22 protein-coding genes and 1 pseudogene are annotated in these 22,881 nt (G+C 66.4%); 3 read left to right on the top strand and 20 right to left on the bottom strand.

Annotated elements, in window-relative coordinates; translation table 11 throughout:
- Positions 1 to 260 precede the first annotated feature (260 nt).
- The gene (locus GGD40_RS02410; RefSeq protein WP_179704586.1) at positions 261 to 1,562 is read left to right on the top strand and encodes an NRAMP family divalent metal transporter; all 1,302 of its coding nucleotides are present in this window, start codon (positions 261 to 263) and stop codon (positions 1,560 to 1,562) included.
- Between the two features lie 70 nt (positions 1,563 to 1,632).
- Here the strand turns inward: GGD40_RS02410 and GGD40_RS02415 are convergent, their stop codons facing one another.
- The 12 genes from GGD40_RS02415 to GGD40_RS02470 all read right to left on the bottom strand — a co-directional run bounded on the left by GGD40_RS02415 (position 1,633) and on the right by GGD40_RS02470 (position 10,254).
- The gene (locus GGD40_RS02415; RefSeq protein WP_179704588.1) at positions 1,633 to 2,472 is read right to left on the bottom strand and encodes a F0F1 ATP synthase subunit gamma; all 840 of its coding nucleotides are present in this window, start codon (positions 2,470 to 2,472) and stop codon (positions 1,633 to 1,635) included.
- A complete protein-coding gene (locus tag GGD40_RS02420) occupies positions 2,469 to 4,052 on the bottom strand; it encodes a F0F1 ATP synthase subunit alpha (protein WP_179742693.1) in 1,584 nt (527 codons plus the stop codon). The genes GGD40_RS02415 and GGD40_RS02420 overlap by 4 nt, the downstream gene beginning before the upstream one ends.
- Before the next feature lies 1 nt (position 4,053).
- Positions 4,054 to 4,803: a F0F1 ATP synthase subunit B gene (locus GGD40_RS02425; protein WP_179742694.1), complete on the bottom strand. Its 750-nt coding sequence runs from the start codon at positions 4,801 to 4,803 to the stop codon at positions 4,054 to 4,056.
- Between the two features lie 9 nt (positions 4,804 to 4,812).
- On the bottom strand, positions 4,813 to 5,061 hold the full coding sequence (locus GGD40_RS02430; protein ID WP_179704594.1) for a F0F1 ATP synthase subunit C: 249 nt from the start codon (positions 5,059 to 5,061) through the stop codon (positions 4,813 to 4,815).
- Positions 5,058 to 5,756 carry a F0F1 ATP synthase subunit A gene (locus GGD40_RS02435; RefSeq protein ID WP_179742695.1) on the bottom strand — a complete coding sequence of 233 codons (699 nt, stop codon included), beginning with the start codon at positions 5,754 to 5,756 and terminating at the stop codon, positions 5,058 to 5,060. The genes GGD40_RS02430 and GGD40_RS02435 overlap by 4 nt, the downstream gene beginning before the upstream one ends.
- Positions 5,753 to 6,034 (bottom strand): N-ATPase subunit AtpR, encoded by a 282-nt coding sequence (locus GGD40_RS02440; protein WP_179742696.1) that lies wholly within the window; start codon positions 6,032 to 6,034, stop codon positions 5,753 to 5,755. Before GGD40_RS02440 ends, GGD40_RS02435 begins: the two co-directional genes overlap by 4 nt.
- Complete coding sequence (locus GGD40_RS02445; RefSeq protein WP_179744848.1) at positions 6,027 to 6,299, bottom strand: AtpZ/AtpI family protein; 273 nt, start codon at positions 6,297 to 6,299, stop codon at positions 6,027 to 6,029. The genes GGD40_RS02440 and GGD40_RS02445 overlap by 8 nt, the downstream gene beginning before the upstream one ends.
- A gap of 41 nt (positions 6,300 to 6,340) precedes the next feature.
- The gene (locus GGD40_RS02450; RefSeq protein ID WP_179704598.1) at positions 6,341 to 6,784 is read right to left on the bottom strand and encodes a F0F1 ATP synthase subunit epsilon; all 444 of its coding nucleotides are present in this window, start codon (positions 6,782 to 6,784) and stop codon (positions 6,341 to 6,343) included.
- Positions 6,781 to 8,265, bottom strand: coding sequence for a F0F1 ATP synthase subunit beta (atpD, locus tag GGD40_RS02455; RefSeq protein ID WP_179742697.1), 1,485 nt, complete (start codon positions 8,263 to 8,265; stop codon positions 6,781 to 6,783). The genes GGD40_RS02450 and atpD overlap by 4 nt, the downstream gene beginning before the upstream one ends.
- A 120-nt stretch (positions 8,266 to 8,385) precedes the next feature.
- Positions 8,386 to 9,222: a potassium channel family protein gene (locus GGD40_RS02460; protein WP_179742698.1), complete on the bottom strand. Its 837-nt coding sequence runs from the start codon at positions 9,220 to 9,222 to the stop codon at positions 8,386 to 8,388.
- A gap of 29 nt (positions 9,223 to 9,251) precedes the next feature.
- Positions 9,252 to 9,692, bottom strand: coding sequence for a hypothetical protein (locus GGD40_RS02465; RefSeq protein ID WP_179704604.1), 441 nt, complete (start codon positions 9,690 to 9,692; stop codon positions 9,252 to 9,254).
- A 22-nt stretch (positions 9,693 to 9,714) separates the two neighbouring features.
- Complete coding sequence (locus tag GGD40_RS02470; RefSeq protein WP_257030321.1) at positions 9,715 to 10,254, bottom strand: flavodoxin family protein; 540 nt, start codon at positions 10,252 to 10,254, stop codon at positions 9,715 to 9,717.
- A 155-nt stretch (positions 10,255 to 10,409) separates the two neighbouring features.
- Here GGD40_RS02470 and GGD40_RS37315 point away from each other — a divergent pair, with 155 nt between their 5' ends.
- Positions 10,410 to 10,766: a poly-beta-hydroxybutyrate polymerase N-terminal domain-containing protein gene (locus GGD40_RS37315; protein WP_179744849.1), complete on the top strand. Its 357-nt coding sequence runs from the start codon at positions 10,410 to 10,412 to the stop codon at positions 10,764 to 10,766.
- A pseudogene (locus tag GGD40_RS02480) lies at positions 10,708 to 11,196 on the top strand (poly-beta-hydroxybutyrate polymerase); the annotation flags it as partial. The gene GGD40_RS37315 and the pseudogene GGD40_RS02480, both read left to right, overlap by 59 nt.
- 54 nt (positions 11,197 to 11,250) lie before the next feature.
- On the opposite strand, the gene GGD40_RS02485 reads toward GGD40_RS02480, so the two are convergent.
- From GGD40_RS02485 to GGD40_RS02520, 8 genes are all read right to left on the bottom strand, one after another.
- The gene (locus GGD40_RS02485) at positions 11,251 to 11,430 is read right to left on the bottom strand and encodes a hypothetical protein (RefSeq protein WP_179742700.1); all 180 of its coding nucleotides are present in this window, start codon (positions 11,428 to 11,430) and stop codon (positions 11,251 to 11,253) included.
- 21 nt (positions 11,431 to 11,451) lie between these two features.
- Positions 11,452 to 11,982 carry a hypothetical protein gene (locus tag GGD40_RS02490; RefSeq protein ID WP_179742701.1) on the bottom strand — a complete coding sequence of 177 codons (531 nt, stop codon included), beginning with the start codon at positions 11,980 to 11,982 and terminating at the stop codon, positions 11,452 to 11,454.
- 94 nt (positions 11,983 to 12,076) lie between these two features.
- On the bottom strand, positions 12,077 to 13,300 hold the full coding sequence (locus GGD40_RS02495) for a GGDEF domain-containing protein (protein WP_179742702.1): 1,224 nt from the start codon (positions 13,298 to 13,300) through the stop codon (positions 12,077 to 12,079).
- A gap of 29 nt (positions 13,301 to 13,329) precedes the next feature.
- Positions 13,330 to 15,264 carry a methyl-accepting chemotaxis protein gene (locus GGD40_RS02500; protein ID WP_179742703.1) on the bottom strand — a complete coding sequence of 645 codons (1,935 nt, stop codon included), beginning with the start codon at positions 15,262 to 15,264 and terminating at the stop codon, positions 13,330 to 13,332.
- A 190-nt stretch (positions 15,265 to 15,454) separates the two neighbouring features.
- The gene (locus GGD40_RS02505; RefSeq protein WP_179742704.1) at positions 15,455 to 16,294 is read right to left on the bottom strand and encodes a response regulator; all 840 of its coding nucleotides are present in this window, start codon (positions 16,292 to 16,294) and stop codon (positions 15,455 to 15,457) included.
- The gene (locus tag GGD40_RS02510; RefSeq protein ID WP_179742705.1) at positions 16,291 to 17,511 is read right to left on the bottom strand and encodes an EAL domain-containing response regulator; all 1,221 of its coding nucleotides are present in this window, start codon (positions 17,509 to 17,511) and stop codon (positions 16,291 to 16,293) included. The genes GGD40_RS02505 and GGD40_RS02510 overlap by 4 nt, the downstream gene beginning before the upstream one ends.
- On the bottom strand, positions 17,495 to 21,061 hold the full coding sequence (locus GGD40_RS02515) for an amino acid permease (RefSeq protein WP_257030322.1): 3,567 nt from the start codon (positions 21,059 to 21,061) through the stop codon (positions 17,495 to 17,497). The genes GGD40_RS02510 and GGD40_RS02515 overlap by 17 nt, the downstream gene beginning before the upstream one ends.
- Entirely contained in the window at positions 21,058 to 22,824 is a 1,767-nt protein-coding gene (locus tag GGD40_RS02520; protein WP_179742706.1) for a hybrid sensor histidine kinase/response regulator, read from the bottom strand. The genes GGD40_RS02515 and GGD40_RS02520 overlap by 4 nt, the downstream gene beginning before the upstream one ends.
- Positions 22,825 to 22,881: the final 57 nt, after the last annotated feature.

Consider the following 22,881-nt stretch of genomic DNA (forward strand, 5'->3'; position numbering starts at 1 on the left):
GCCCGTGCGCTTGCGATTTACTCCACCGATAAGCGCGCGACAGCCGTCGATTCAATGTAAGCGCCGGCGCCGCCGCGCGGTTGACCTGTATCAAGCGCGCGGCTGGGCGCCGATGCGGGCGGCATCGGTTGTCGGAAGCGGCTCGAACGACACACTCGTTGCTTGATCCAGCGCAATCGGTGCGCCGGCGCCGCAGGTATTTTTGAGCGACGCCGGCCGATTCACGCGCCGCCTGTTTTGCGCTCAAGCGAGGTAATGAAATGGATGTCGGCGGCGGGTCGTACGCTGGGTACTTTCGAACCCTCTTCTCACGGCTGAAAGAGCACCCGTTGGCGCGGGTCGGCCCGGGCCTCATCACAGGCGTGGCCGACGACGATCCGAGCGGTATCGCCACCTACTCGCAGGCCGGCGCGCAGTTCGGCCTGAACATGCTCTGGACCATGCCGCTCGCCTTCCCGCTGATGGCGGCGGTCCAGGCCATGTGCGCGAACCTCGGCCGCGTCACCGGCAAAGGGTTGGCCGCCAACATCAAGGACGCCTTTCCGCCGAGCGTGCTCAGAGGCGTCGTGCTGCTGCTGCTGATCGCCAACATGCTGAATATTGCCGCCGACGTCGCCGCGATGGGCGAAGTGGCCGAGCTGGTAAGCGGTATCGATCGCCACCTGATGACGGCCTGCTTCGTGTTCGGCACCCTGCTGCTGCAAGTCTTCGTGCCGTACCACCGCTACGTGTTCTTTCTGAAATGGCTGACGCTGTCGCTACTCGCGTATGCCGCGGTGCTTTTCACGGTTCACGTGCCGTGGCGCGACGTGGCGCTGCGCACGCTATGGCCGCATCTGACACTGAACGGCAACGCGGCCGCGATGGTGGTCGGCGTGTTCGGCACCACCATCAGCCCTTACCTCTTCTTCTGGCAGGCGTCCGAAGAAGTGGAGGACATGCACGCCCACGGCGGCGGCGTCGCGCTCACCGCGGACGCGCGTGCGGCGATCCCCGAGCTGCGCCGCATTCGCTGGGACACATGGAGCGGTATGTTCTATTCCGACCTGACGGCCTTCTTCATCATGCTGGCGACCGCCGTCACGCTGCATCCAGCCGGAGTGACCGATATCAACACGGCGGCGCAGGCAGCGAGCGCGTTACGCCCGCTTGCTGGCCATTTCGCCTCGCTGCTGTTCGCGGCGGGCATTCTCGGCGTGGGCCTGATCGGTGTGCCGGTGCTGGCGGGCTCCGGCGCTTATGCGCTGGCGGAATCGATGAGCTGGCACGAAGGACTCGAACGCAAACTGCGCGACGCGCGTGGCTTCTATGCCGTCATCGGTGTCAGTGTGCTCGCCGCGCTGGCGCTCCAGTACTCGCCGATCAGTCCGATGAAGGCGCTGTTCTGGAGTGCGGTCATCAACGGCGCGGTGGCGGTGCCCTTGATGGTCGTCATCATGATTCTCGTGTCCAGAAAATCCGTGATGGGGGCGTTCACGGCGAGCCGTTCAATGCTGGCACTCGGTTCGATTGCCACGCTGATAATGGGCGTGGCCGCCGTGCTGATGTTGCTGCCGGGCTAGCTCCGGCAGGACGACAGCGGCCGGGTGATCCGCCATCGGAGAGAGCCCGGCGAGCAGCGGCGCACCCGGTTCACACAGCGCTGCCGGCCGCCAGTTCGACGATGTCGGCGGTGATTTCGTCCTGGCGGACCTGCCGGTACTGTTGCGTCAGCGTGTCGAGCGTCTCTTTCACGTTGGCGCGCGCGGCCAGCATCGCCCGCACCCGCGCCTCGTTTTCCGCGGCGAACGAGAGCATCAGCGCCTCGCACAATTCGACATACACGTAAGCTTCGACCAGTCCCGCGAGGAGCGGCCCGGCGGGCAGTGTCAGTAACGGCGGTTGGCCGTGCCGCGCGAGTTCGAAACGCGAGAAGTCGAACGGAATCAGACGGCGCTCCACGACCTCGTTATGCGACGCAATGCCGGGCACGGCATGCACGATGCGCACGCCGGAGACCGGCCGCCCCGCGAGCCGCAGGTAAAGCGCGTCGGTCACGCGGCTGGCGAGCGCGGACACGTCGTCGGCATGAGAAGCCCCTGGCGAGCACCATGCGACCGTCACGCCGCGCTCGTGCGCCGCGATCTCGCCGCGTGATCCCACCAGCAGGAGCTCGCACTCCGTCGAGGACTCGCGGGCTAGCGCGTGCGCCAGAATCTGCTCGTTGAAGGCACCCACGAAACCCTGCTCCGCACACAGCGCGATGTCGATCTGCACGCCTCGCGCCGGCGACTCCGCCGTGGGCTGCGTGCCGTGTGCGAGGACGGCGCCGATCGCGGCGCCGACCGTCGCGGCCGACGAACGGATGCCGGGCAGCCGCCCTTGCGCTTCGCGTGAACGCGCCGCCGCGATGCCGCGCATCGCCCCGATCACGGCATCGAGTTGATGTGCGGTACGCGTGCGCGACTCGATTTCGGCGAGCTTGCCGCTCATCGCGCGGTATCCGTGACGGACCCGCGGCCCGCGGCGGGGAGCGTCAACAGGTCGACGAGTTCGCGCACCATGGCGATCAACGCGGCCTGAGCATCCGGTGTCAACGGTGTCAACGATGCCAACGGCAGCGGCTCGCCCGCATCCGTCGCAGCGGCTTGCGCATCCGTCGCCCCGGCTTGCGCGAGCCGGCCGCGCGCCCGCGCGGCGAGTTCGCTTCGCACCAGGGCGGCGATCGCGGCTGGCTGCGCATCGAAAACACCCGCCGCCAGGGCGGCGAGCAAGGCGATTTCGTCGACGGTACGCAACGCGCTGAAACGCGGCTGCGCGATCAGCGCCCGGATGCGTTCACCGCGGGCGATTTTCCGCGCGACGTGCGCGTCGGTCAGGCCGCCGAAGCGGCTGAACATCTCGAGTTCGAGAAACTGCGCATAGTCGAGACGCAAGCGCCCGGACACCTCGCGCAAAGCCGGATGCTGCGCCTTACCGCCGACCCGGCTCACGCTCAGACCAATATCCACGGCGGGCCGCTGATTCGCGGCGAACAGCGCGGTGTCCAGCACGATCTGGCCGTCCGTGATCGAAATCAGATTGGTCGGAATGTACGCTGAGAGATTGCCCGCGTCGGTCTCCGCGATCGGCAGCGCGGTGAGCGAACCGCCGCCCAGTTTCGCCGACAGCCGTGCGGCACGCTCGAGCAGCCGGGCGTGCACGTAAAAGATATCGCCCGGATAGGCCTCGCGCCCCGGCGGTTCGCGCGTGAGCAGCGCCAGCTCGCGATGGGTCGCGGCATGTTTGGTGAGATCGTCGATGACGACCAGCGCATGCTGGCCGCGATCGCGGAAGTACTCGGCGATCGTGAAGCCCGCGAACGGCGCGATCCATTGCAGCCCCGGCGCAGACGCCGCAGCCGCCACCACGAAAATGCAGCGCTCCGGCGCGCCGTACTGCCGCACGGACTCGATCACGCGCTGCACGGCGGTCGTGCGCTGGCCGATCGCCACATACACGCAGATCATGTCCGAGTGCTTCTGATTGACGATCGCATCGACGGCGAGCGCAGTCTTGCCCGTCGCGCGGTCGCCGATGATCAGCTCGCGCTGGCCGCGTCCGATCGCGAACAATGCGTCGACCAGCAGTACCCCGGTCTCGACCGGTTCGCTCACCAGCTCGCGCTCGATAATCGACGGCGCCGGCCGTTCCGCCGGCAGGCGCAGCGTCGCCACGATCGGCTCGTCGCGGTCGAGCGGCCGGCCGAGCGGGTCGATCACGCGCCCCAGCAAGCCTTCGCCCACCGGCACCTCGAGCACGGTGCCGGTGCGCGTGACGCGCGCGCCCGCTTCGACCGCGCGGCCGTCGTCGAGCAGCACGACGCTGATCTCGTCGGCGTCCAGGGTGTGGGCAAAACCCGTTGCGCCGTTCTCGAAGCGCAGCAACTCGTTGAGCGCCGCATCGGGCAGTCCCGAGACGAATGCGATGCCGTCGCCGACGCGCTCGACGCGCCCGAGCGTTTGCGCCTGCGCGGCGACCGGCGTGTGTGCCAGCGTCGCGCGCTGCCGTACGAGCCAGGGATCGTCGGTCATGTCAGCCGGGCACATGCGTGTCCTCCCCCAGCGCCGCGGCGAGCCGCGTGAGATCGGCCGCGAAATTGTTGCTCACGACGGCGTGAGGCGCGCGCAGTTCCAACCCGGCAAGCAGCGACGGCTCGACCTCGAAGCGAAGCGGCACCGTTCGTGTCAGACCGTTCGCCAGGACGGCGCGGCAGCGTTCCTGCTCCTCGGCGCTGAGCGCGCGCGGCGCAGCCAGCACGAGCGTCGCGCCGGGTGCGGCGAGTTGCGCGCGAACCGGCTCGGGCAATTGCGCGAGACCGTCGGCAAGACCGTCGATGAAGCCCGCGACGCAGGCGGCGGGCGGCAATCTGGCGAGCAGTTTCGTCGCGATGTCGATAGCGAGCGCAGTCGCCCGGCGTGCCGCGAGCTTGTCCTGTTCGACGCGCGCGGCCTCGGCTTCGGCGCTGGCCGCGGCGCGCAATCCGGCGGCCTCAGCGCGCGCCGCGTCGAGTAGCGCGGCCTTTTCCGCCGCCGCCTCCTGGGCGACCGTTTGCATCGCGTCGCGCCGCGCGGCGACGATCTGCTGCGCCTCGCGCGCCGCCGTGTCGCGCTCGACGAGCGCCGCACGCTTCGCCGCGTCGGCGTCGCCGATCAGTGCCTGGGCGGCCTTCTGCCGCTCGGCGATGATCTGCGCGACCGGGCGGAACAGAAAGCGCGACAGCAGCCAGATCAGGACCAGTGCGTTGATCGTCTGCAGCGCGAGCGTCGACCAGTCGATTCGCATGGGTGCCGCCTACTTGACGAACGGGTTGGCGAACAGCAGCAGCAACGCGATCACGAGGCAATAGATCGCCATCGTCTCGATCATGGCCAGCCCCACGAACAGCGTGCGCGAAATGGTGCCCGCCGAATCGGGCTGGCGGGCGATCGCGTCCATCGCAGCGGCGACGGCACGGCCTTCGGCCAGCGCCGGCCCGATCGCGCCGAACGAAACGGCAAGCGCTGCCGCGGCGATACTGACGACTTCGATGAGATTGTTCATGAGGCTTCGCCCTTTTTTACGCTGACGGAGTGATGGGGATCGGTGATGGCCGCGCCGATGAAAACCATCGACAGCACGGCGAAAATGTAGGCTTGCACGGCGCCTGTCAGCAGGTCGAGCGCCATCAGTGGAATCGGCACGAGCAGCCCGGCGAGCGACAGAATGATGCCGATCACGAAGACGCCGCTCATCACGTTGCCGAACAGCCGCACCACCAGAGAAAACGTGCGCGTGATCTGCTCGACGACGTTCAACGGGATCATGACCCAGCTCGGTTCGGCAAAGGCCGCGAAATAGCCGGCCGTGCCGCGCGTGCGGATGCCGTGGAACACCGTGGCGCCCAGCACGATCAGCGCCAGCGCGGCGTCCGTCTCGATATGCGCGGTGGGCGGCGTCACGCCCGGCACCAGCGCGGACCAGTTGGCCACCAGCACGAACAGGAACAGCGTGCCGATCAGCGCGCGGTAGGTGCCCGGCTCAGTCTGCATGGTGTCTCGGATTTGCTGATCGAGCGTGTCGACCAGCAGTTCGAGCGCGGTCTGCGCCTTGCCCGGCGTCAGCGACAGCTTGCGGCACAGCAGCACCGAGATCGCCGTGACGACGGCCATGATGGCCCAAGTGGCGACGACGGGCCCGGTGATCGCGAGCGGACCGAGTTGCAGCAGCGGCGCGGTAACCAGCGGCGACTCGATCATGAAACGGCTCCGGCACGGCGTACCGCGATGGTGCGAGCGAGCAGGATGCCGGCCATGCCGGCGAGCAGCGCGAGCGCGCCGGCGTGGGCGAGGAGCAGCAGCAGCGCGCCGGTCACGGCGAAGCGCGACAGTTGCAGCGCCAGTGCCGTGGCCGCCCTGCCCTGGGCAAAGAGCGGCCAGTTCCAGCGCAGCGACATGAAGTGCCAGGCGCCCGCCAGCGTGCCGAGCGCAAGACCCATGGCAAGCTGCGCCGCGATCGACGGCAATGAATTAGTCATGAGGGTCTCGTTGTTGACGATGCATCCATTTCCACGCCGACCAGAAGCCCACCGCCGCACCGATCATCAGCAGCGGCGCGGAGAAGAACACGCGGGTGCCGAAGGTCCGGTCGAGCCAGTGGCCGACGGCGAGTCCGAGCAGCGTGGGCAGCACGATGGCCCAGCCGAGGATGCCGATCTGACCGAGCCGGCTGCCGAGCGACGGCTCCGGATCGGCGCGTCCGCGTAGATCGCGTTCGGCGACCTCGCGCGCGACGTCGGCCATGCGGTCGTCACGCGATTCGCCAGTACCGGGACGGGGCGGATTCATTGCGGCGTGGCTCCCAATGCAGCTGCGTCCGGGCCAGGATGCAGATAGCGCAGCATCTGCCGCACGGCGCGCGCATGCAGGCGCAACTGATCGACGCGGGCGCGCCGCGCCGCATCCTCTTCGGCCGCGTGGTAATCGCGCACGGCGACTTCGAGACTATCCAGCGCGGCGCCGGCAATCGCCTCGCGGCAGGCGATCGACACCTGAGCGCCGCGCGCGACCATCAGCACCCCGCCGTCCACCGCGCAGTAACGGGTCGCGCCGTCGGCCTCGGTCCAACGCACCACCGACGGCATCAGCAGCGTCACGAAGTCGGCATGCCCGGCGCGGATGCCGAACGAACCGCTCTCGTCCTGGGCGCGCAGCGAGACGATCTCGACGGCGTCGAACCACACCCGGGCCGGCGTCGCGAGGGTGAGCGTCAACGCGGCGCCGCTCATTGCACCGGCTCCGCGACGTGCACCGGCGCGTCCTGCGCGGCGGCGGCCTGTTCCTTCTCGCGCGCTTCGTCGAGCGAGCCGATCATGTAGAGCGAACTCTCCTGCCAGGTATCGCATTCCCCCGCGAGGATCGCCTTGCAACCCGCAATCGTGTCGGCGACCGGCACGGAGCGGCCAGGTGCTCCCGTGAAGGCCTGCGTCACGGCGAACGGCTGGGTCAGAAAACGCTGCAGCCGTCGCGCCCGGCCGACGAGGACGCGGTCGTCGGCGCCCAGCTCCTCGATCCCGAGCAGCGAGATGACGTCCTGCAGTTCGCGGTAGTGTTCGATGATCCGGCGCACCTCCGTCGCGACCTTCACGTGTTCGTCGCCGACCACCAGCGGATCGAGCAGAATCGACGACGAGGCGATCGGATCGATGGCGGGATACATGCCCTCGGCGGCCATCGCACGAGACAGCACGACCATGCTGTCGATGTGCGCGGCGATCGCCGTCACGGCAGGATCGGTGAAGTCGTCGGCGGGCACGTACACGGCTTCGATCGCGGTGACCGACACGCCGCCGACCGACACGATGCGCTCCTGCAGGCTCGCGACTTCGCTCGCCAGGGTCGGCTGATAGCCCACCCGCGACGGCATGCGCCCGAGCAGGCCCGACACTTCCGCGCCCGCCTGGACGAAGCGGAACACGTTGTCCATCAGCAGCAGCACGTTCTGGCGACGCTCGTCGCGGAAATACTCGGCAATCGTCAACGCGGTGAACGGCACGCGCCAGCGCGCGCCGGGCGGTTCGTTCATCTGCCCATAGACCAGAACGGTGCGACCCAGCACGCCCGAGGTCCGCATATCCAGCAGCATTTCGTGTCCTTCGCGCGAGCGCTCGCCGACGCCGGCAAATACCGAGATGCCCTGGTAGCGCTCGACCATCGCATGAATCAGTTCCATCACCAGCACGGTCTTGCCGACGCCCGCGCCACCGAACATCGCCGCCTTGCCGCCCTGGGCGAGCGGCGCAAGCAGGTCGATCACCTTGATGCCGGTGGAGAACAGCGAGGTCGCGCCGGTCTGCGCGGCAAGCGGCGGCGCCGCGCGATGAATCGGACGACGCTCGATCTGCGCCGGCAGCGCCGCGCCGTCGTCGCGCGGCTCACCCGTCACGTCGAGCAGCCGGCCGAGCACCGCCTCGCCGACCGGCGTCGCCAGGGGACCGCCACAGGTTCGCACGCGCGTGCCGCGGCGCAATCCGGCGGTCGCTTGCAGGGCCAGCGCGCGCACCGTGGTGGCGCCGAGATGCGCCTGAACTTCGGCCAGCACCGGCGCAAGATCGTCCGGCAGGACGATCAGCGCGTCCTCGATGGCAGGCAGCGCCTCGCTCGCGAAGCGGATGTCGAGCACCGCGCCGCGCACGGCGATCACGCTACCCTCGACGGCCTCGCTGGCCGATAAGCTGTTCGGCGCGATCGTTGCGGGTTGAGTCGACATGCAGGGCTCCTTGCGGCAAGGTTCGAACAGTCGCACGATACCGCCGCGTGGCGCGGGAAAAGTGACCTTGATCAAAGCGAAGCGAGAACGCGCCCCGGCAACGACCGTGAAGGACGGGCCTTAGTCGTGTTTGCCGGGCGTGGGATCGCGACGGTCCACCACCTCGCCGGTCGCGCGCGAGCCGCCGCTCAAGGCATGAACTTCCCTGCGCAGGGCCGCGATCTCCGCTTGCAGCGATTTGATGTCCCGATGCATTTCGCGACGCAGCAGTCGCTCTTCCTGCTCGACGAAGATCGCCGCGATGCTCGCGAACACGAGCGACAGCAAACCGTAGCCCAGCAGCACAACGAACGCGGCGAAGACGCGCGAGGCCGGTGTGGTCGGCGCCATGTCGCCGTACCCAACGGTGGCGCTGCTTTCGAAAGCCAGCCAGACGCCCTCGGCGTACGTGTGCACGCCCGGTTCGAGCCAGTAGAATCCCGCACCCGCCGAGGCGAGCAGCACGGCGGCCGTCGCGAGCAGCAACAGCAAGCGGTTCGGCGAGAAGAATCCGCGCAGCGACACAGCGATGCGCACGGCCACGAGACCGACGAACAGGATGCGCAGACACCATTCGAAGGACGACCACGCCGACACGCCCGACATCACACTGGCGCACGCGCCGATCGCGATCAGAACGTCGTAGCGGTTGCGCACCAGCACCCCCGCGGGCTTGCGACTCAGATGCGCAAGCCACGCCAGCGAGGCCACGAAACCGGCCGCCATGCCGGCATAGAGCAGCCGGCCCAACTGGTGCAGGCGCGCCGATTCGCCGGCCAGTTCCAGGTAAAACGCGGGGATCGCGAGCAGGCTGAAGCCGAGTAGCACCCATTGAAGCCAACGCCATGCGTGCATGGCGGGTTCACCGTCGCGGCGATCGATACCGCCCAGACCGGCGAGCCGAAAATCTTCGTTCATAGCGCCACTGTGTCCGACGTTGCAAGGGGTTACGCGCCGGCGCCGACGAAGGCCCGGAAATCCGTTTCGACCGCCTGAACCTGCTGGGCACAACGCGTGTAGAGCCAGCCCGGATCGCCGTCGGCGTTATACATGCCACGGCACATCCCTTTGATGCTGATGGTGGAGAGGCCGGACGGGTCGGTCGTGCGCACGGCCCAGACATAGACCGCGCCGAAACTATGCGGCTCGGCCGTTTCGATCACGGCGTCGTCCGCGCGGCGAATCGGTGTCACCGAGCGCTGCGAGACGTATCGTTTTGTCATATCCCAGATACGGTCGCAGTCGGCTCGCGCGGAACAGCTCACCGCAGCGCCCGCGCGCGCCGTCTCAAGCTGGATCTCCGTATCGCGCTGCATCGCGACCCGCGCTTCGGTGCTGCATGCGCCGAGCCAGACGACAGCGAACGCCAGCAGAAGCCTCCCGTTCATGTCCCTTGTCTCCTTCGACCGATCAGCCGATCCATTCGATTTCGCGCATGCGGGCGAGGTGCCTTTTTAGCGCCTGGGCAAACCCAGCCATCGCGGCATACGCACCCTGATGTGCCGCGGCGGCGGTGACTTTGCATTCGGCGACGACCGGCCGGTGCGCGAGTGCGCGCATCGCGCGAAGCGCCTCGTCGGCGCCGCGTCCGCCAAAGCTGCAAAAAAACGCCACCTGCGGAAGCTGCGCACGATTTTCGATCAGGTACGAACGCACCGGCGCCGAGACGGAACCGGCCCAGACCGGTGAGCCGATCACGACGAGGTCGTACGCCGAGACGCTCAGCCCGGCTGGAACGATTTCCGATGGCTTGCGGCGCAGCGCGTCCAGCAACGACCGCAGATAGCCGCCCGGACCCACCCGGTCGCTGCAATCGCAGATTTCCTCCAGGTCGGCGTTCAGCATGCCGGCGATGGCTCTAGCCAATAACCGCGTCGTTCCGGTGCGCGAGAAATAGACGACAAGAACTTTTGCTTCGGACATATCCCCCTCCGTGCCGCGCTCGGACATGCATTGGCATGAGCGATTGGCAGTGCATGCCACGAGCATAGGGGCGCGGCGCTCCGTCTTGATGATCCATGTCAAGCAATGAGCCGCACCAGCAACATGTGATTCAGATCAACCGGCAGACCGGCGTTAAGTGAGCTAATCAGCTCACGCTAACCATCACGGAACTTTGTCATGAGCAATCTCGCGGACTCGTTCGGCAACAGACGCTAACAGCGGGAACGGTATCGGGCGATGCCACGACTCGCGCGCGGGACACGCCCTTTCGCGATCTCGATCACGCCAGGGAAGCGCTGATCGCGCGGCTCACCGCGGGCTTGTCGCCGGCGGCGTTGCGCGCGGCGCTGGCCGACTGGCTCATTCATCTTGCCGCCGCGCCGGGCAAGCAACTCGAGCTGGCGTCGCTCTGGGCCGCCCATGCGCGAAGCCTGTGCGCGTATCTCGGACAGATCGGGCTCGGCCAGCATGCCCTACCGGATGCACTCGGAGTACCTGCCCCGGCTGTTCCTCGATAACGATCTGGCCTGCGGCCGCTACCTGATCGACGAGCGGCCGGTGTCGGTGCGCAACATCCGGGCGCCGATGCTCTTGGTGGGCACCGAACGCGATCACATCGCGCCATGGCGCTCCGTCTACAAGATCCACAACCTGTCCGATACCGACATCACGTTCGTGCTGGCGAGCGGCGGTCACAACGCCGACGTGGTGAGCGAGCCCGGTCATCCGCATCGGCACTTCCGGCTCAGGCACAGCGCGGCCGACGACCGCCGCATCGGCCCCGATCAATGGCTGACCCAGGCGCCGCCGCTGGACGGCTCGTGGTGGCCCGCGTGGCTCGACTGGCTGGCCGGGCATTCGAGTGCGCGGCGCATCGCGCCGCCGGCCTTCCAGGCGGGCGGCGAGGACCTGCCGGATGCACCTGGCACCTATGTCTATCAGCACTGATCTGCATTTCCGGGCCGCGCTGGAAAGGACGCGTTGCGGCTCCCGGTCTGGCGTCTATACGGCGTCGACGATCTCGTCGAGGACCGCCAGCAGCCGTTGCAGTTGCGCATCCCGCGCGCGCAAACGTCGCAGCACGTCCGTCTGGTCGGGCATGGCGTCCATGGCTTCCTGCACCTCGAGAATTTTTATGGCGAGAGAACCCAGAAAGAAATTGTAGGCATCCTGTTTAGTCATGGCGTCCTCGCCGCAGATCGTCTAGAAGCGGGCCCGTGCAGCCGTTCTTTCCCCGCAACCGCGGCTCGGCGATTGCAATCGGATCAGTGCGTGGCGGAAGTGCTCGACTTCATCGTCGGCCAGCTCGACGATCAGGCGGGTCTTCGCCAGATGGGAGCGGGCGGAAACCACGGCCGACTCCACCGAACCGGCGATTTCCGCACAACAGAGCATAACCGCGTCGCGGTCCGCTTCCGAAATGTTGCCGTCCAATACCGCGACCAGCGCACCCGCGGCGCAGTCGAGCTTCGTGATCAGTTCGCGGGTCAGCGCCGACGCAAGATTCAGCCGCAACGCGCCGCCCATGCTCAACGTCCCCTCGAACAGCGCTACGGCCTCGTTCATGTGCGGCTTCGAGCGCGCCGCGTCGCGGACCGCGTTGACCACGGCGGCCTGCAGCGCCCGCAGCACACGATCCTGTGAACCGATCAGGTCGTCAAGGCGGCGCACCTGCTCTGCCGTTGCACGAAGAATGAATAAATGGTCACCCAGGTGGGCTCGGAGCGAATTCATCGGTTGTTCCATCTCATGTCGAAAGGGCCAGCGTCGCAGATGCACTGCGCGCGGATTCGCGAGCGTGCTCTCATAGTCTGCTCACCTGCCAGATTTAACGGACGCCTGCACCGTTGCTGAAGTGCGTCGGTGCGGTGCTCATTGTGTCGACGGCGATCGCCGCGTCCGTCGCTTGCACCTGGTTGCGGCCGTTGCGCTTCGCACGGTATAGCTGCGCGTCCGCGGCCACGATCAGATTCTCGTGCCAGTCTTCGTCACCCACCGGCCAGGGCGTGCAGGCCACGCCGAAACTGGCCGTCGCGCCGATGTCGCAGCCGTGCCCCGCCGCGGTTCGACTGGCCTCGAATAGCCGACGAAACCGCTCGGCCAGCGCGATCGTCTGGTCGATCGTCGTATCGGGCAGCAGAACCAGAAACTCCTCACCGCCGTAGCGCACGACGCTGTCGACGTGTTGCCGCGTATTGAGCAGCAGAATGCTCGCGAATTTCTGCAGCACGGTGTCGCCTGATGCGTGACCGTAGCTATCGTTGACCGCCTTGAAGTGGTCGATATCGCAGAGAATCGCGCCAAGGCAATGCTGATGCCGCCGGCACCGGTCCAGTTCGGTGCTGAGCAGCACCTCGTCGAGATAACGACGGTTGAAGCAGCCCGTCAGATGATCGCGAATGGAAAGTTGGCTCAGAAGCCGGTACGCGCGGTACTGGTCGCGCGCAGACTTGTGATGGCGGCGCGCCGCGATGACGCCCGCGCTGTTGGCCAGAACGAGCCAGATCGTCAGTGTCGACAGGCTCGGGCCGCTCAGCCGCTCGACGCTGGCGGCCACGACGAGGAAGAGCGCCGTTGAAAGCGCCGCGAGCGCCTGAGTCAGCAATAGCGAGTTCGGAATCAGCACGTACACGACAAATAAGATGACGCACATCGCCAAGCCGGTCCATGACGCATCGGGCGGCTGTTGCCACACCGTCAACAGAAAGGTCCCAATGCCGATGGTTTCGACGATAGTTGCAACACAGCGGACCACGCACACGGACTCTTTACAAACGTGCACGGCGTAGAGGCCGAATGCTGCGCTCAGGACCGAAACAAGCCAGGCGCACAGCACTGCAATTGCCGGCCGCTCGCCGGAGAGGCCAAAGTGAAACAGCGAAATCGTCAGGAACGCCACGCAGAAGAACGTCGTCGCCACGCGCAGCGAAGCCCGTGCAACAGGTAGCTCCTGGCGTTGGAAGCTCGCCTCGAGACGTCGATCCTTGAACGCGACGGACCAGTTCCCGAGTTCGAAATCGGCTGCGTGTGCGGGGCGGCGGTGCTCGCTCATTGCCTTGTCTCGTGCCTGCGTGTCGAGGATCAATGCGACTCGAGATGGAAGACCGACACCCCGGCGCGCAACGCGTGGGCCTGTCCCGCCAGCGAGGTGGCGGCGGCCGCCGCTTCCTCCACCAGCGCCGCGTTCTGCTGGGTGATCTGATCCATCTGCGCAATCGCGACGTTCACCTGATCGATCCCGGCGCTTTGCTCGACGGAGGCGGCGGAAATCTCGGACATGACGGTTGCGAGTTGGCCGATCACGCTGACCGTGTGCGTGACCGCGAGTCCGGCACCCTGAACCACGGCGGTGCCGTCGACAATACGACTCACCGAGGTTTCGATCAGCCCTTTGATGTCTTTGGCGGCGACGGCGCTGCGCTGCGCGAGCGCTCGCACTTCGCCGGCAACGACGGCAAAGCCCCTGCCCTGGTCGCCCGCCCGCGCGGCCTCCACGGCGGCATTCAACGCGAGGATATTGGTCTGGAAGGCGATGCCTTCGATCACGCCGATAATTTCACGCATACGCAGCGAGCTGTCCGATATCCCGCTCATGATCCCGACGACCGATTCGACGGCCTCGCCGCCACCGCGCGAGGCCTGCGCGGCGGCGTGCGCCAATTCGGTTGCCTGGCGCGCGTTGTCCGTGTTCTGCCGCACCGCCGCGGTCAGTTGTTCCATGCTCGACGCGGTCTGCTGGAGCGACGCGGCCTGCTCTTCCGTGCGCTGCGATAAGTCGGTATTGCCGACGGCGAGTTCCTCCACGGCGTCCGCAATCGAGCCCGCGCCGCTGCGCACATCCGCCACGATGCCGCCGAGACTCTGATTCATCGTGTTGAGCGCCCCGAGCAGGCGTCCGGTCTCGTTGCCGCCCGGCACCTCGACCGTCGACGTGAGGTCGCCTTCCGACACGCGTTGAGCGAACGCCACCGCCGACGCGATTGGACGCGTGACCGAGCGCACAACGGCGACCGCAAACAGGCCGGCCACGAGCAGAACACCCGCGATCATGCCGAGCAGCAGAATCTGTTCGCGGCGCAGACTGTCGCCCTGCTGGCCGAGCAGGGTGTCGAGAAAGTCGATCGCCGTGGCGTCCGCCTTATATGCTGATTCCACGGCCTGCGCAAACGGCGGCTTGCCGGACGGCATGGCCGGTGCCTGGTGCGAGAGGTCGACGAGGCCTGCGCGGGTCGCATTGACGGCCTGATCGACGAGCGCCTGTGCGTCATCGATTGGCTTGCCGATGGAGGCGCCGATTTGCGGGTTGGCCGCGATCGCCTTGGCGAAGTCGTCGTGTGCCGCGCCACCGCGTTCGCCGATGCGCTCCAGTAGATCGGCCAGCGCCACACGCCGGGCAGCGTCGGGTTGACCTTCAGCGGCCGGCAATGCCGTGGCGAGTTCCGTTTTCGATAGCTCGTTGGTGAGCGCGGGCAGGTCGACGAGTGCGCCGCTGATCAACTGATAGCTATCCAGATCGGCATCGAGAGACAGTTGATAGTGGTCCAGAAAAACGCCGTTCGCGGTCAGCAATTGCTGGATGAGCGCGCCGTATGCGGCGCTTGCCTGCTGCGCGTGGTCCTGCGTGGCGGCAGCCGGTTTCAGGTCGGTCCACAACTGTTGCGCTTTCTGCCATGCGGCAACCGCGGGGTCCTTGCTGTCGATGTCCGCCTTGATCTGCGCACCGACTTCGGCAAACGCCTCGTCGGCCCGATCGGTCGCCGCGCGGATCTCGCCGCTTGCGTCCGAGCCCGACCGTCCGCTTGCGAAGTCCGCCTCGCGGCGTTGCTGAACCGCATGCAATGCGCGCAAGGTGGCACGCTCGATCGCGATGCCGCTGCGTTCCAGATGCTTGGTGTCGACCAGCGCGCTCGTGCTGTTGATGAAGAGTACGGTCGGCATCGCCACCAGCAGCAAGGCGATCGCCGCCAGAATCAGAAATTTTTTCGACAGGTTGAGTGTCGCCAGCAGCTTGTTCACTGAAGCCTCCAAGGTGTAGATCTATCTGGCGCTCCGGTACATTTCCGTTCGCCGCGATGTGGTCCGTTTGACCGTTCACCTTTTTTTCGGCCCCCCTGGCCGTTGCTGAAGTGGTTCAGTGAATTTCCGACAAATCGCAGCGGGAAAAACAAACAGATCGACGCGGCGCGGGAGGCGCCGGCCGGAGGGATCAGCCGCGTTTGAACGAGCCGTGCCTGCGCGTGCGCGGCGCGACGTTGCGTGACAACGCCAGCACTTCGTCGCGCAGTTTGGCCGGCGAGAGCGGCTTTTCGAAGTAACGCGCGTGCGTCATATCCTGCGCTTTGAGCCTGAACGTTTCGGCCGGATGGCCGGTCACGAAAACCACGGGAATCGCGGCGAAAGCCGGGTTGGCGCGCATGGCCCGGCATACGTCGAAGCCGTCCATGGTGCCGCCGAGCACGATGTCGAGAATGATGACGTCCGGCGTCGACGCGCGCAGCAGGCCGAACGCGGCTTCGGCTTCGCCGGCCGTGCGGATGTCGCAGCCTTCACGTTCGAGCGCCGCGCTCAGCACCTTGCGCGAGACCGCATCGTCGTCGAGAATCAGCGCGCGGATGTCGGCCAGCGGCTGAGGCCGCAAACGGCGTATGTGCGTGATGCCGGCGGAGCGCGGCACCGCCGACAGGGCCGACACGGTGGTGTCGGCCTCCTCGACGAGACCCAGATCGAATAGCGTGCGGATCTTGAATGCATCGCCCGACGACCAGTGCGGCAGAGCGAGGCATTCCAGAGCGGCCGGCGCGCCGAGAAACAGGTCGAGCGTATTGTCGGCACCCAGCTTGAGACCGGCCTGCCTCACGAGCGCAGCGAACTCTTTAACGAAATCGACGGGCCGGCGCACCGCGAACTCCACCCGATGCAACGCGCCGTTGCGACAGGCCTCGACCGTGGCCGGCCAGTTGCCCGCGCCCGCCGCCAGGCAGGCGTCCTCGACACGGCGCAACGTGTCGGCCGAGACGCCCTGAACGTTAAGCAGGTGTTCGTTCATACCACGCTCCCCGAGGCGACTTCGTGCGTACAGGCGCCGCGCCCGGCCAGCCAGCCGAGCAGATCCGCTTCGCTCAATGCGGGCGACCAGAGCCAGCCTTGCCCCGCGTCGCAGCCGTGCGCGAGCAGACGGCGATACACGTCCTCCGTTTCGACGCCTTCCGCGACCGAGCGCAAGCCCATTTGCCGGGCTAACGCGATCAAGGAGCCGAGGATCCGTTCCGCATCGGGGTTCTGCACCGAGGTCGAGACGAACAGCCGGTCGAGCTTGAGCTCGTTGAAAGGCATGCGCAGCAGCGAGACTAGCGAAGAGTGTCCGGTGCCGAAGTCGTCGATGGAGAGCTGCACACCAGCGATCCGCAGACGCGTCAGCACGTCGCTCGCCAATGCCGAGTCGCCGATCACACTGCTTTCCGTGATTTCCACCACGAGCGACTGCGCCGGTACGCCGTTTTCCGCGAGCAACCGCGTAATGACGGCTAGCGTCTCGTGATCCACGATTGACGGCGACACGTTGATCGCGACCGTCAGCTCGGGGAATTCGTGCCGCCAACGCGTGCAGGCTTGCAGCGAAGCGGTCAGCATCAATTCCGTGAGCGCGCGAATCTGCCCGGTGGCTTCGGCGAGCGGGATAAAAACGTCGGGTGGCACGGCGCCGAAGAGCGGCGAATTCCATCGCGCGAGTGCTTCGACACCGATCGGCAGGCCGCTCGACAGATCGATCTTCGGCTGAAACGCGGCCCTGATTTGCCGGGCGCCGATAGCGGCGGCGAGATCTTGCGCCGTGACGCGCGGCGCTTCCCGTTGAGCCGGCCGCCACGCGGATGCCGGGGTGGCCTGCAACAAGGCGGCCAGCTGTTCGAAGCGCGCGGGCTTGCCCAGCGACCCGGCGACGTGGATGCCATGCGCCTGGGCAATGCCCGTCGCGGCCGTTCGCGTGCGTTCGTCACAGCCGCTGATGAACGCCACCGGACAGGCGGCGTTGCCGCGTCCCAACTCGCGCAGTACGTCGAGGCCGGCTTCGTTGCCCAACTGCAGGTCGAGCAGCACCATGCCGATCACTTCGCGGGACAGCAGTGCGGTTGCCTGTTGCACGGTGGCGGCCGCGAAACTCGCCATGCCGAGCTTCCTCGTCATCGCGCTCAGAAATTTCAATTGAACGGGGTCGTCCTCGACGATCAACACACTCCCCCTCGTCTCGTTATGCAGATCGGACATGGCTGGCAGCCTCCTCGAGAATGCGGCCCAGGCGGGCGGACACGGCGGTGAAGGCAAGCTTCGCATCGCTGACGAGCGGCGTGACGCGCGCGCGGTCGCCGTCGGTCGCCGCGCCCTCCAGTTCCTTCATCAGCGCGGAGAAACGGATTGCACCGACATACGCGCTGCTGGATTTCAGCGCGTGCGCGATCTGGCCGATGCGAGGCAGCGAGCCTTCCGCGAGAGCCCGGCACAACTCGCCGATCTGCAACGCGGAATTGGTACGGTACGTACTGACGATGTCGTCGAGGATGTCGGGCATCCCGTCGTCGGCCAACGCCCGCAACTCCTCGATACAGGCCAGATCGATGATCGCGGCATCTTCGGCCTCGTGGTCCTTCGTCGCGGACTGCTTCGCGCCTTGTGCCGCCGCCACGTCGATATACGTCTTCACCCTGGCGGACAATTCGGCGAACGTGAACGGTTTCGCCATCACCTCGTTCATCCCGACCGCCTTGCATTGCACGACGTTCGCGGAAGTCAGGTCGGCCGTCACGGCGACGATCGGCACGGCGCGCGCGCCACGCGCCCGCTCAAGCGTGCGGATCGCGGCCGAGGCCTGCAGGCCGTCCATTTTCGGCATATGGCAATCCATCAGAATCAGATCGAATTGGCCTTGTTCGTACAGACGCAGCGCTTCTTCACCATCCGCCGCCACTTGCGCGGCGAGGCCGAGTCGGCGCAGCGCCGCGAGTGCGACAGCCTGGTTGGTCGGATTGTCCTCGACGACGAGAATGCGAGCCGTGACGGCCGCCGGCAAGGCGCCGCGAACCTCATCCACCGGCACAGTCGCGTCATCGGCCAGGACCGGCCGGACACCGTCGTCGAGCGCGGCGTGCGCCGCTTGCCCGAGCGTCGGCAGGGCGCGTTCGACCACCACCGGCAAGCTCACCGTAAAGGTCGCGCCGTGCCCCGGCGTGCTGTTCAGTTCGATACGCCCGCCCAGCCGCGCGACCAGTTCACGCACCAGAAATAGTCCGATGCCGGCGCCGTCGTGTTCGCGTGTACGGCTCTCATCCGCCTGCGAAAACGACGCAAAGATGCGCTCGTGATGGCTCGCTGCAATGCCGGGTCCAGTGTCCCGTACCGCGACGACGAGGGTGTCGTCGCCCTGCTCGCCGGCCATCAGGCGCGCACTCAGGGTAATGGAACCGCGGCGCGTGAACTTCACGGCGTTCGACAGAAGGTTGTACACGATCTGCCGCAGTCGCTCGGGATCGGACCAGACGACAGCCGATGCCGTGTTGCCGACATCGAGCACGAAGCTCACGCCGTTCGCCTCGGCTTCCCGCCGATGCGGCCGCGCGGTGCGCTCGATCAACTCGACCAGTTCGAACGACTCGTTCTGCAGCGCGAGCGAGCCGGCTTCGATTTGCGCGATATCCAGAATCTGCTCGATGACCCGCTTCAGCGCCGCGCCGGATTCGCGAATGCTCATGAGCATTTCGTGCTCGTGGCCCGTCTGATTGAGGTCGAGCAGCAGATCGGCGGGCCCGAGCACGCCGTTCAACGGCGTACGCAACTCGTGGCTCATGCGCGCCATGAACTGGTTTTTCGCGGCGTTCGCCTCTTCGGCGACATTCTTCGCGGCCAGCAGCGCCTGCGCCAGTTGCTGTTGCTCGATGACTTTCTCGCGCAACGACTGGTTGGCAAGCGTCAACCGTTCGCGCGCGGAGCGCAGTCCTTCGCGGGCATCCGTCAGTCCGTTCGCGGCAGACGCGACTTCGGCCTGAAGTTCGTTGAAGCTGCGGGCCATTTCGCCGAGTTCGTCATTGCTGCGCACCTCGACGCGGCGAATGTTGATGTCGGCCGTGGCGGCATTCAGATCGCCCCGCCCCAACGCATTCATCGCCTTGGAAAAATCACGCAGCGTGCCGCTCGCCAGCTTCCTCGCGGCATTGCTCACGTCCTGCGCGGAGTGCGCGATCATGCCGGGCAGCACGATGCCTACCGTGATGGTGAGCATCGCCACCGCGACGAAAATGTCTTCGAGGGCCGTGGTCAGCGGGAGCTGGTTATGCGGCAGTTTCGAAACCGCCAGAATGTAGCCGGCGCCGTCGAGCGCCAGAACCAGAAGCATCGCGCCGGTAAGACGCAAATGCAGCGTCGGCGCGAAGCCCGGCAGACCCGCAAGCCGGCGGTCTTCCCACTTTCTCCACGCGTAGACCGCGGCGCCGGAATAGGCCATGGCCAGACCGAACACGACCGTCGGCAAACCGAACTGCTGGAACCCGAGCACGGTGCTGGCACCCCAGATCGCCGCGGCGATCACACCCAGCCCGATCGTGTAACGCGGCGCCCTATACAGCCTTACCGCGTCCGGCGCATGGCGGCGCATCAGCCAGACGGCCACGCTCGGCAACGTGATACCGATCAGATAGGTGAAATTCGCCGCGGCCACCAGCCAGATCGGATCGCCGATCAACAGGAAGACGATCGCGAACGCGGCGGTCGCCAGCGTCGCGACGAGCGGCACGTCGGTTCGCGTGCGCCACGACAGGCAGCGCGGTGCGAGACCGTCGTCGGCGAGTTGCGAGAGGGTTCGCGCGGCACCGGCGAGGGGCTGGATCGTGCCGTGGAACATATTGAACATCATGAACCACATGGCCGCGGATTTCGCCATGGCGCCGAACACGGGCGCGAAGGTCGGTCCGAGCACCTGGCCGAGGTCATCGCCCAGCGGCTTCGCGCCGAGTGTGCCGAGCCAGATCAGCGGCAACACGATGAAGTACACCGATGCCATCGCCGCGCTCGCCTTCATGGCGCGCGGCACGTTCTTTTGCGGATCGCGAGTCTCGGCGACATGGCAGGCGGCGGCTTCGAAAGCCGGCGCGGCGAAGCCGATCAGGTAGAGCCCGGCCATCAGCGAAGTCAGTCTGCCAAACCAGCCTGCAAACGGCGTGACCAGATGAAAGTCCACCGCCTTGTGCCAGTCGACGGAGCCGGTCAGCACGGGCGCGAGCGCGGAAATGAAAGCGAGCACGGCCGAACACGTGGCGATCGGCACGGCCAGCCGCGTGACCCATTTGATCCCTAGCAGGTTGACGGCAGTGAAGAAACACACCAGCGCGCAGGCCATCAACGGGACCGGCACGCCTGGCAGGAACCATTGGTTGATCGCGGTGGCCGACAGGATCGCGGTCAGGCCGCAGGTCGGCACCCAACCCCACCAGTAGCACATGCCGGTCAGCGTCGAGAGTATCTGTCCATAAGGCTTGAACGCCTCGGTGCATGCCGCCGCGATGCCGCCCACCTTATGCGGCGACAGCATCACCAGTTCGATCCAGCCCGGCAACGCCGCATAGCTGAGCAGCAGGCCGAGAATCAGCAATGGCACGGCGGCGCTGCCCTGCCCCAGAATGTCTCCCTGGCCGGCAAACAACGCGGCGATCAGAAACAGGCTCTGGTTGCTGCCGCCCATGGCCAGGGCGGTCGTTCCCACCCAGCCGATGCTGCGTCGGAACGGCCGGGGCGACGCGCTGTCGGGGCTCATTTTCAGGAAGCTTCTCATAGGGTGCCTTCGTGATCAGCGGCGCTGACCACTGGATCGCGACGCGACAGGATGTCCATGATGGCGCGGTCGAGCATCGTCGCGCTGACCGGCTTGACGAGATAGTCGTCGAACAGATCGACGCGCGGATCGTCGACCGGCTTCGAACGGCCTGTGACCGCGACTAGCGGCGCGGGCAGGCCGAATTCGGTCTGCTCGTGCAACTCGCGCGCGAGTTCCAGACCGTTCAGATCGGGCATGTTGATGTCCACGACCGCGAGATCGATGGGCCGGGTTCGAAGCATCGCAAGGGCTTCGCGTCCGCTCGCCACGGTTTCGACCCGGTAGCCCAGCCGCGTGAGCAGCGCTTTGCTGATCTTTCTGCTGACGTCGTCGTCATCGGCGATCAGGACCAGATGGTCTGCGCGGTGAATGCCAGGGCGCGTGTCGAGCGCGGGCGTGTTAGCGAGCGTATCCGGCGGCGCAATGTCGAATGGAATCGAGCAGGTAAAGACCGTGCCGACATGCGGCGAACTGTTGCATGCGATGGTTCCGCCCATGGCCTGCACCAGCTTCTGGCAGATCGCCAGGCCGAGTCCGGTGCCGCCGTAACGGGCCTTCATCTCCGGCGCACCCTGGGAAAAACTCTCGAACAGACCGCGCGCGACCTCGTCGCTCATGCCGATGCCGGTATCCATCACGGAAAACGTGACCCGTGTTCTGGCGGAGCAATCCGGCTGCGCGTCTAGTGTCATGCGTACCGAGCCTTGGGACGTGAACTTGATCGCGTTGGTCAGCAGGTTTAGCACGATCTGCGAGACGCGCGTGCGGTCGCCGACTACGTACTCAGGCACGCTCGGGTCGACCTCCAGCGTCAGCGCGAGTCCTTTGTTGGCGGCTTGCGGCCTGACTACGGCAAGCGCGCAGCGCAATTCGCGGCGCAGATCGAAGGGTTGCCGGTTGAACGTGAAGCCGGTCGCCTCCAATTGGGCGAGATCGAGCACCTCGTTGATCATCCGCACGAGCTGGCCGGTCGAATCGCGCAACGTGTCGATGCCCGGTTCGTCGACCGCGGGCTGGTTGCGCGCGCAGATCATCTCGACCATCCCGGCGATCGCATTCAAGGGCGCGCGCACTTCGTGCGTCACCATGGCGAGGAAGTCGGCGCGCGCGCGCTGCGAAGCCAGTGCGGCGGCCTCGTTGTCGCGACGCTGGGCCAGTTCGGCCTCGAGACGAAACGTACGCAACCGCAGATGCAATTCGTCGACGACCAGGGCGGCGAAGTCTTTCAGCGCCTCCGTTTCGGACGCGCTCAGCACGCGGGGCTTCGTATCGATGATGCACAGGGTTCCCACCTTCTGATCGCCCTCGATCACGAGCGGCATGCCGGCATAGAAGCGCAGATTGGGCGGCCCGACCACAAAGGGATGACCGCGAAACGATTCGCTCAACGTGGCATCCGGGATAACCAGTACGTCGTCCTGCCGAAGCGCCGCCTGGCAGAAAGAGGCCTCACGTGGCGCGGAGTCGATATCGACGCCGATTTTGGCCTTGAACCACTGATTCTCCCGCGCGGCCAGCGAAATCAGGCAGATCGGCGCGTGGAAAAACTCGCTGACGCGCCGCACGATCCGGTCATAGGCAGCCTCGGGCAAGGTGTTCAGGATCTGCAGAGATTCCAGCGTCGCGAGCCGCCGGCGTTCCGTTGGATCGGCCGGGCACAGCGGGGGCGCGGCGGCGTCGACCGGACACGTGGCCAGGTCGCAGGTGAATTTATCTGCCATATCCTCGTTGTCTCCGGGACGGGTTGGGCTTCTCTCGGACTAACGGCACACCCGTTC

The sequence above is a fragment of the Paraburkholderia bryophila genome (assembly GCF_013409255.1).
GTDB lineage: Bacteria > Pseudomonadota > Gammaproteobacteria > Burkholderiales > Burkholderiaceae > Paraburkholderia.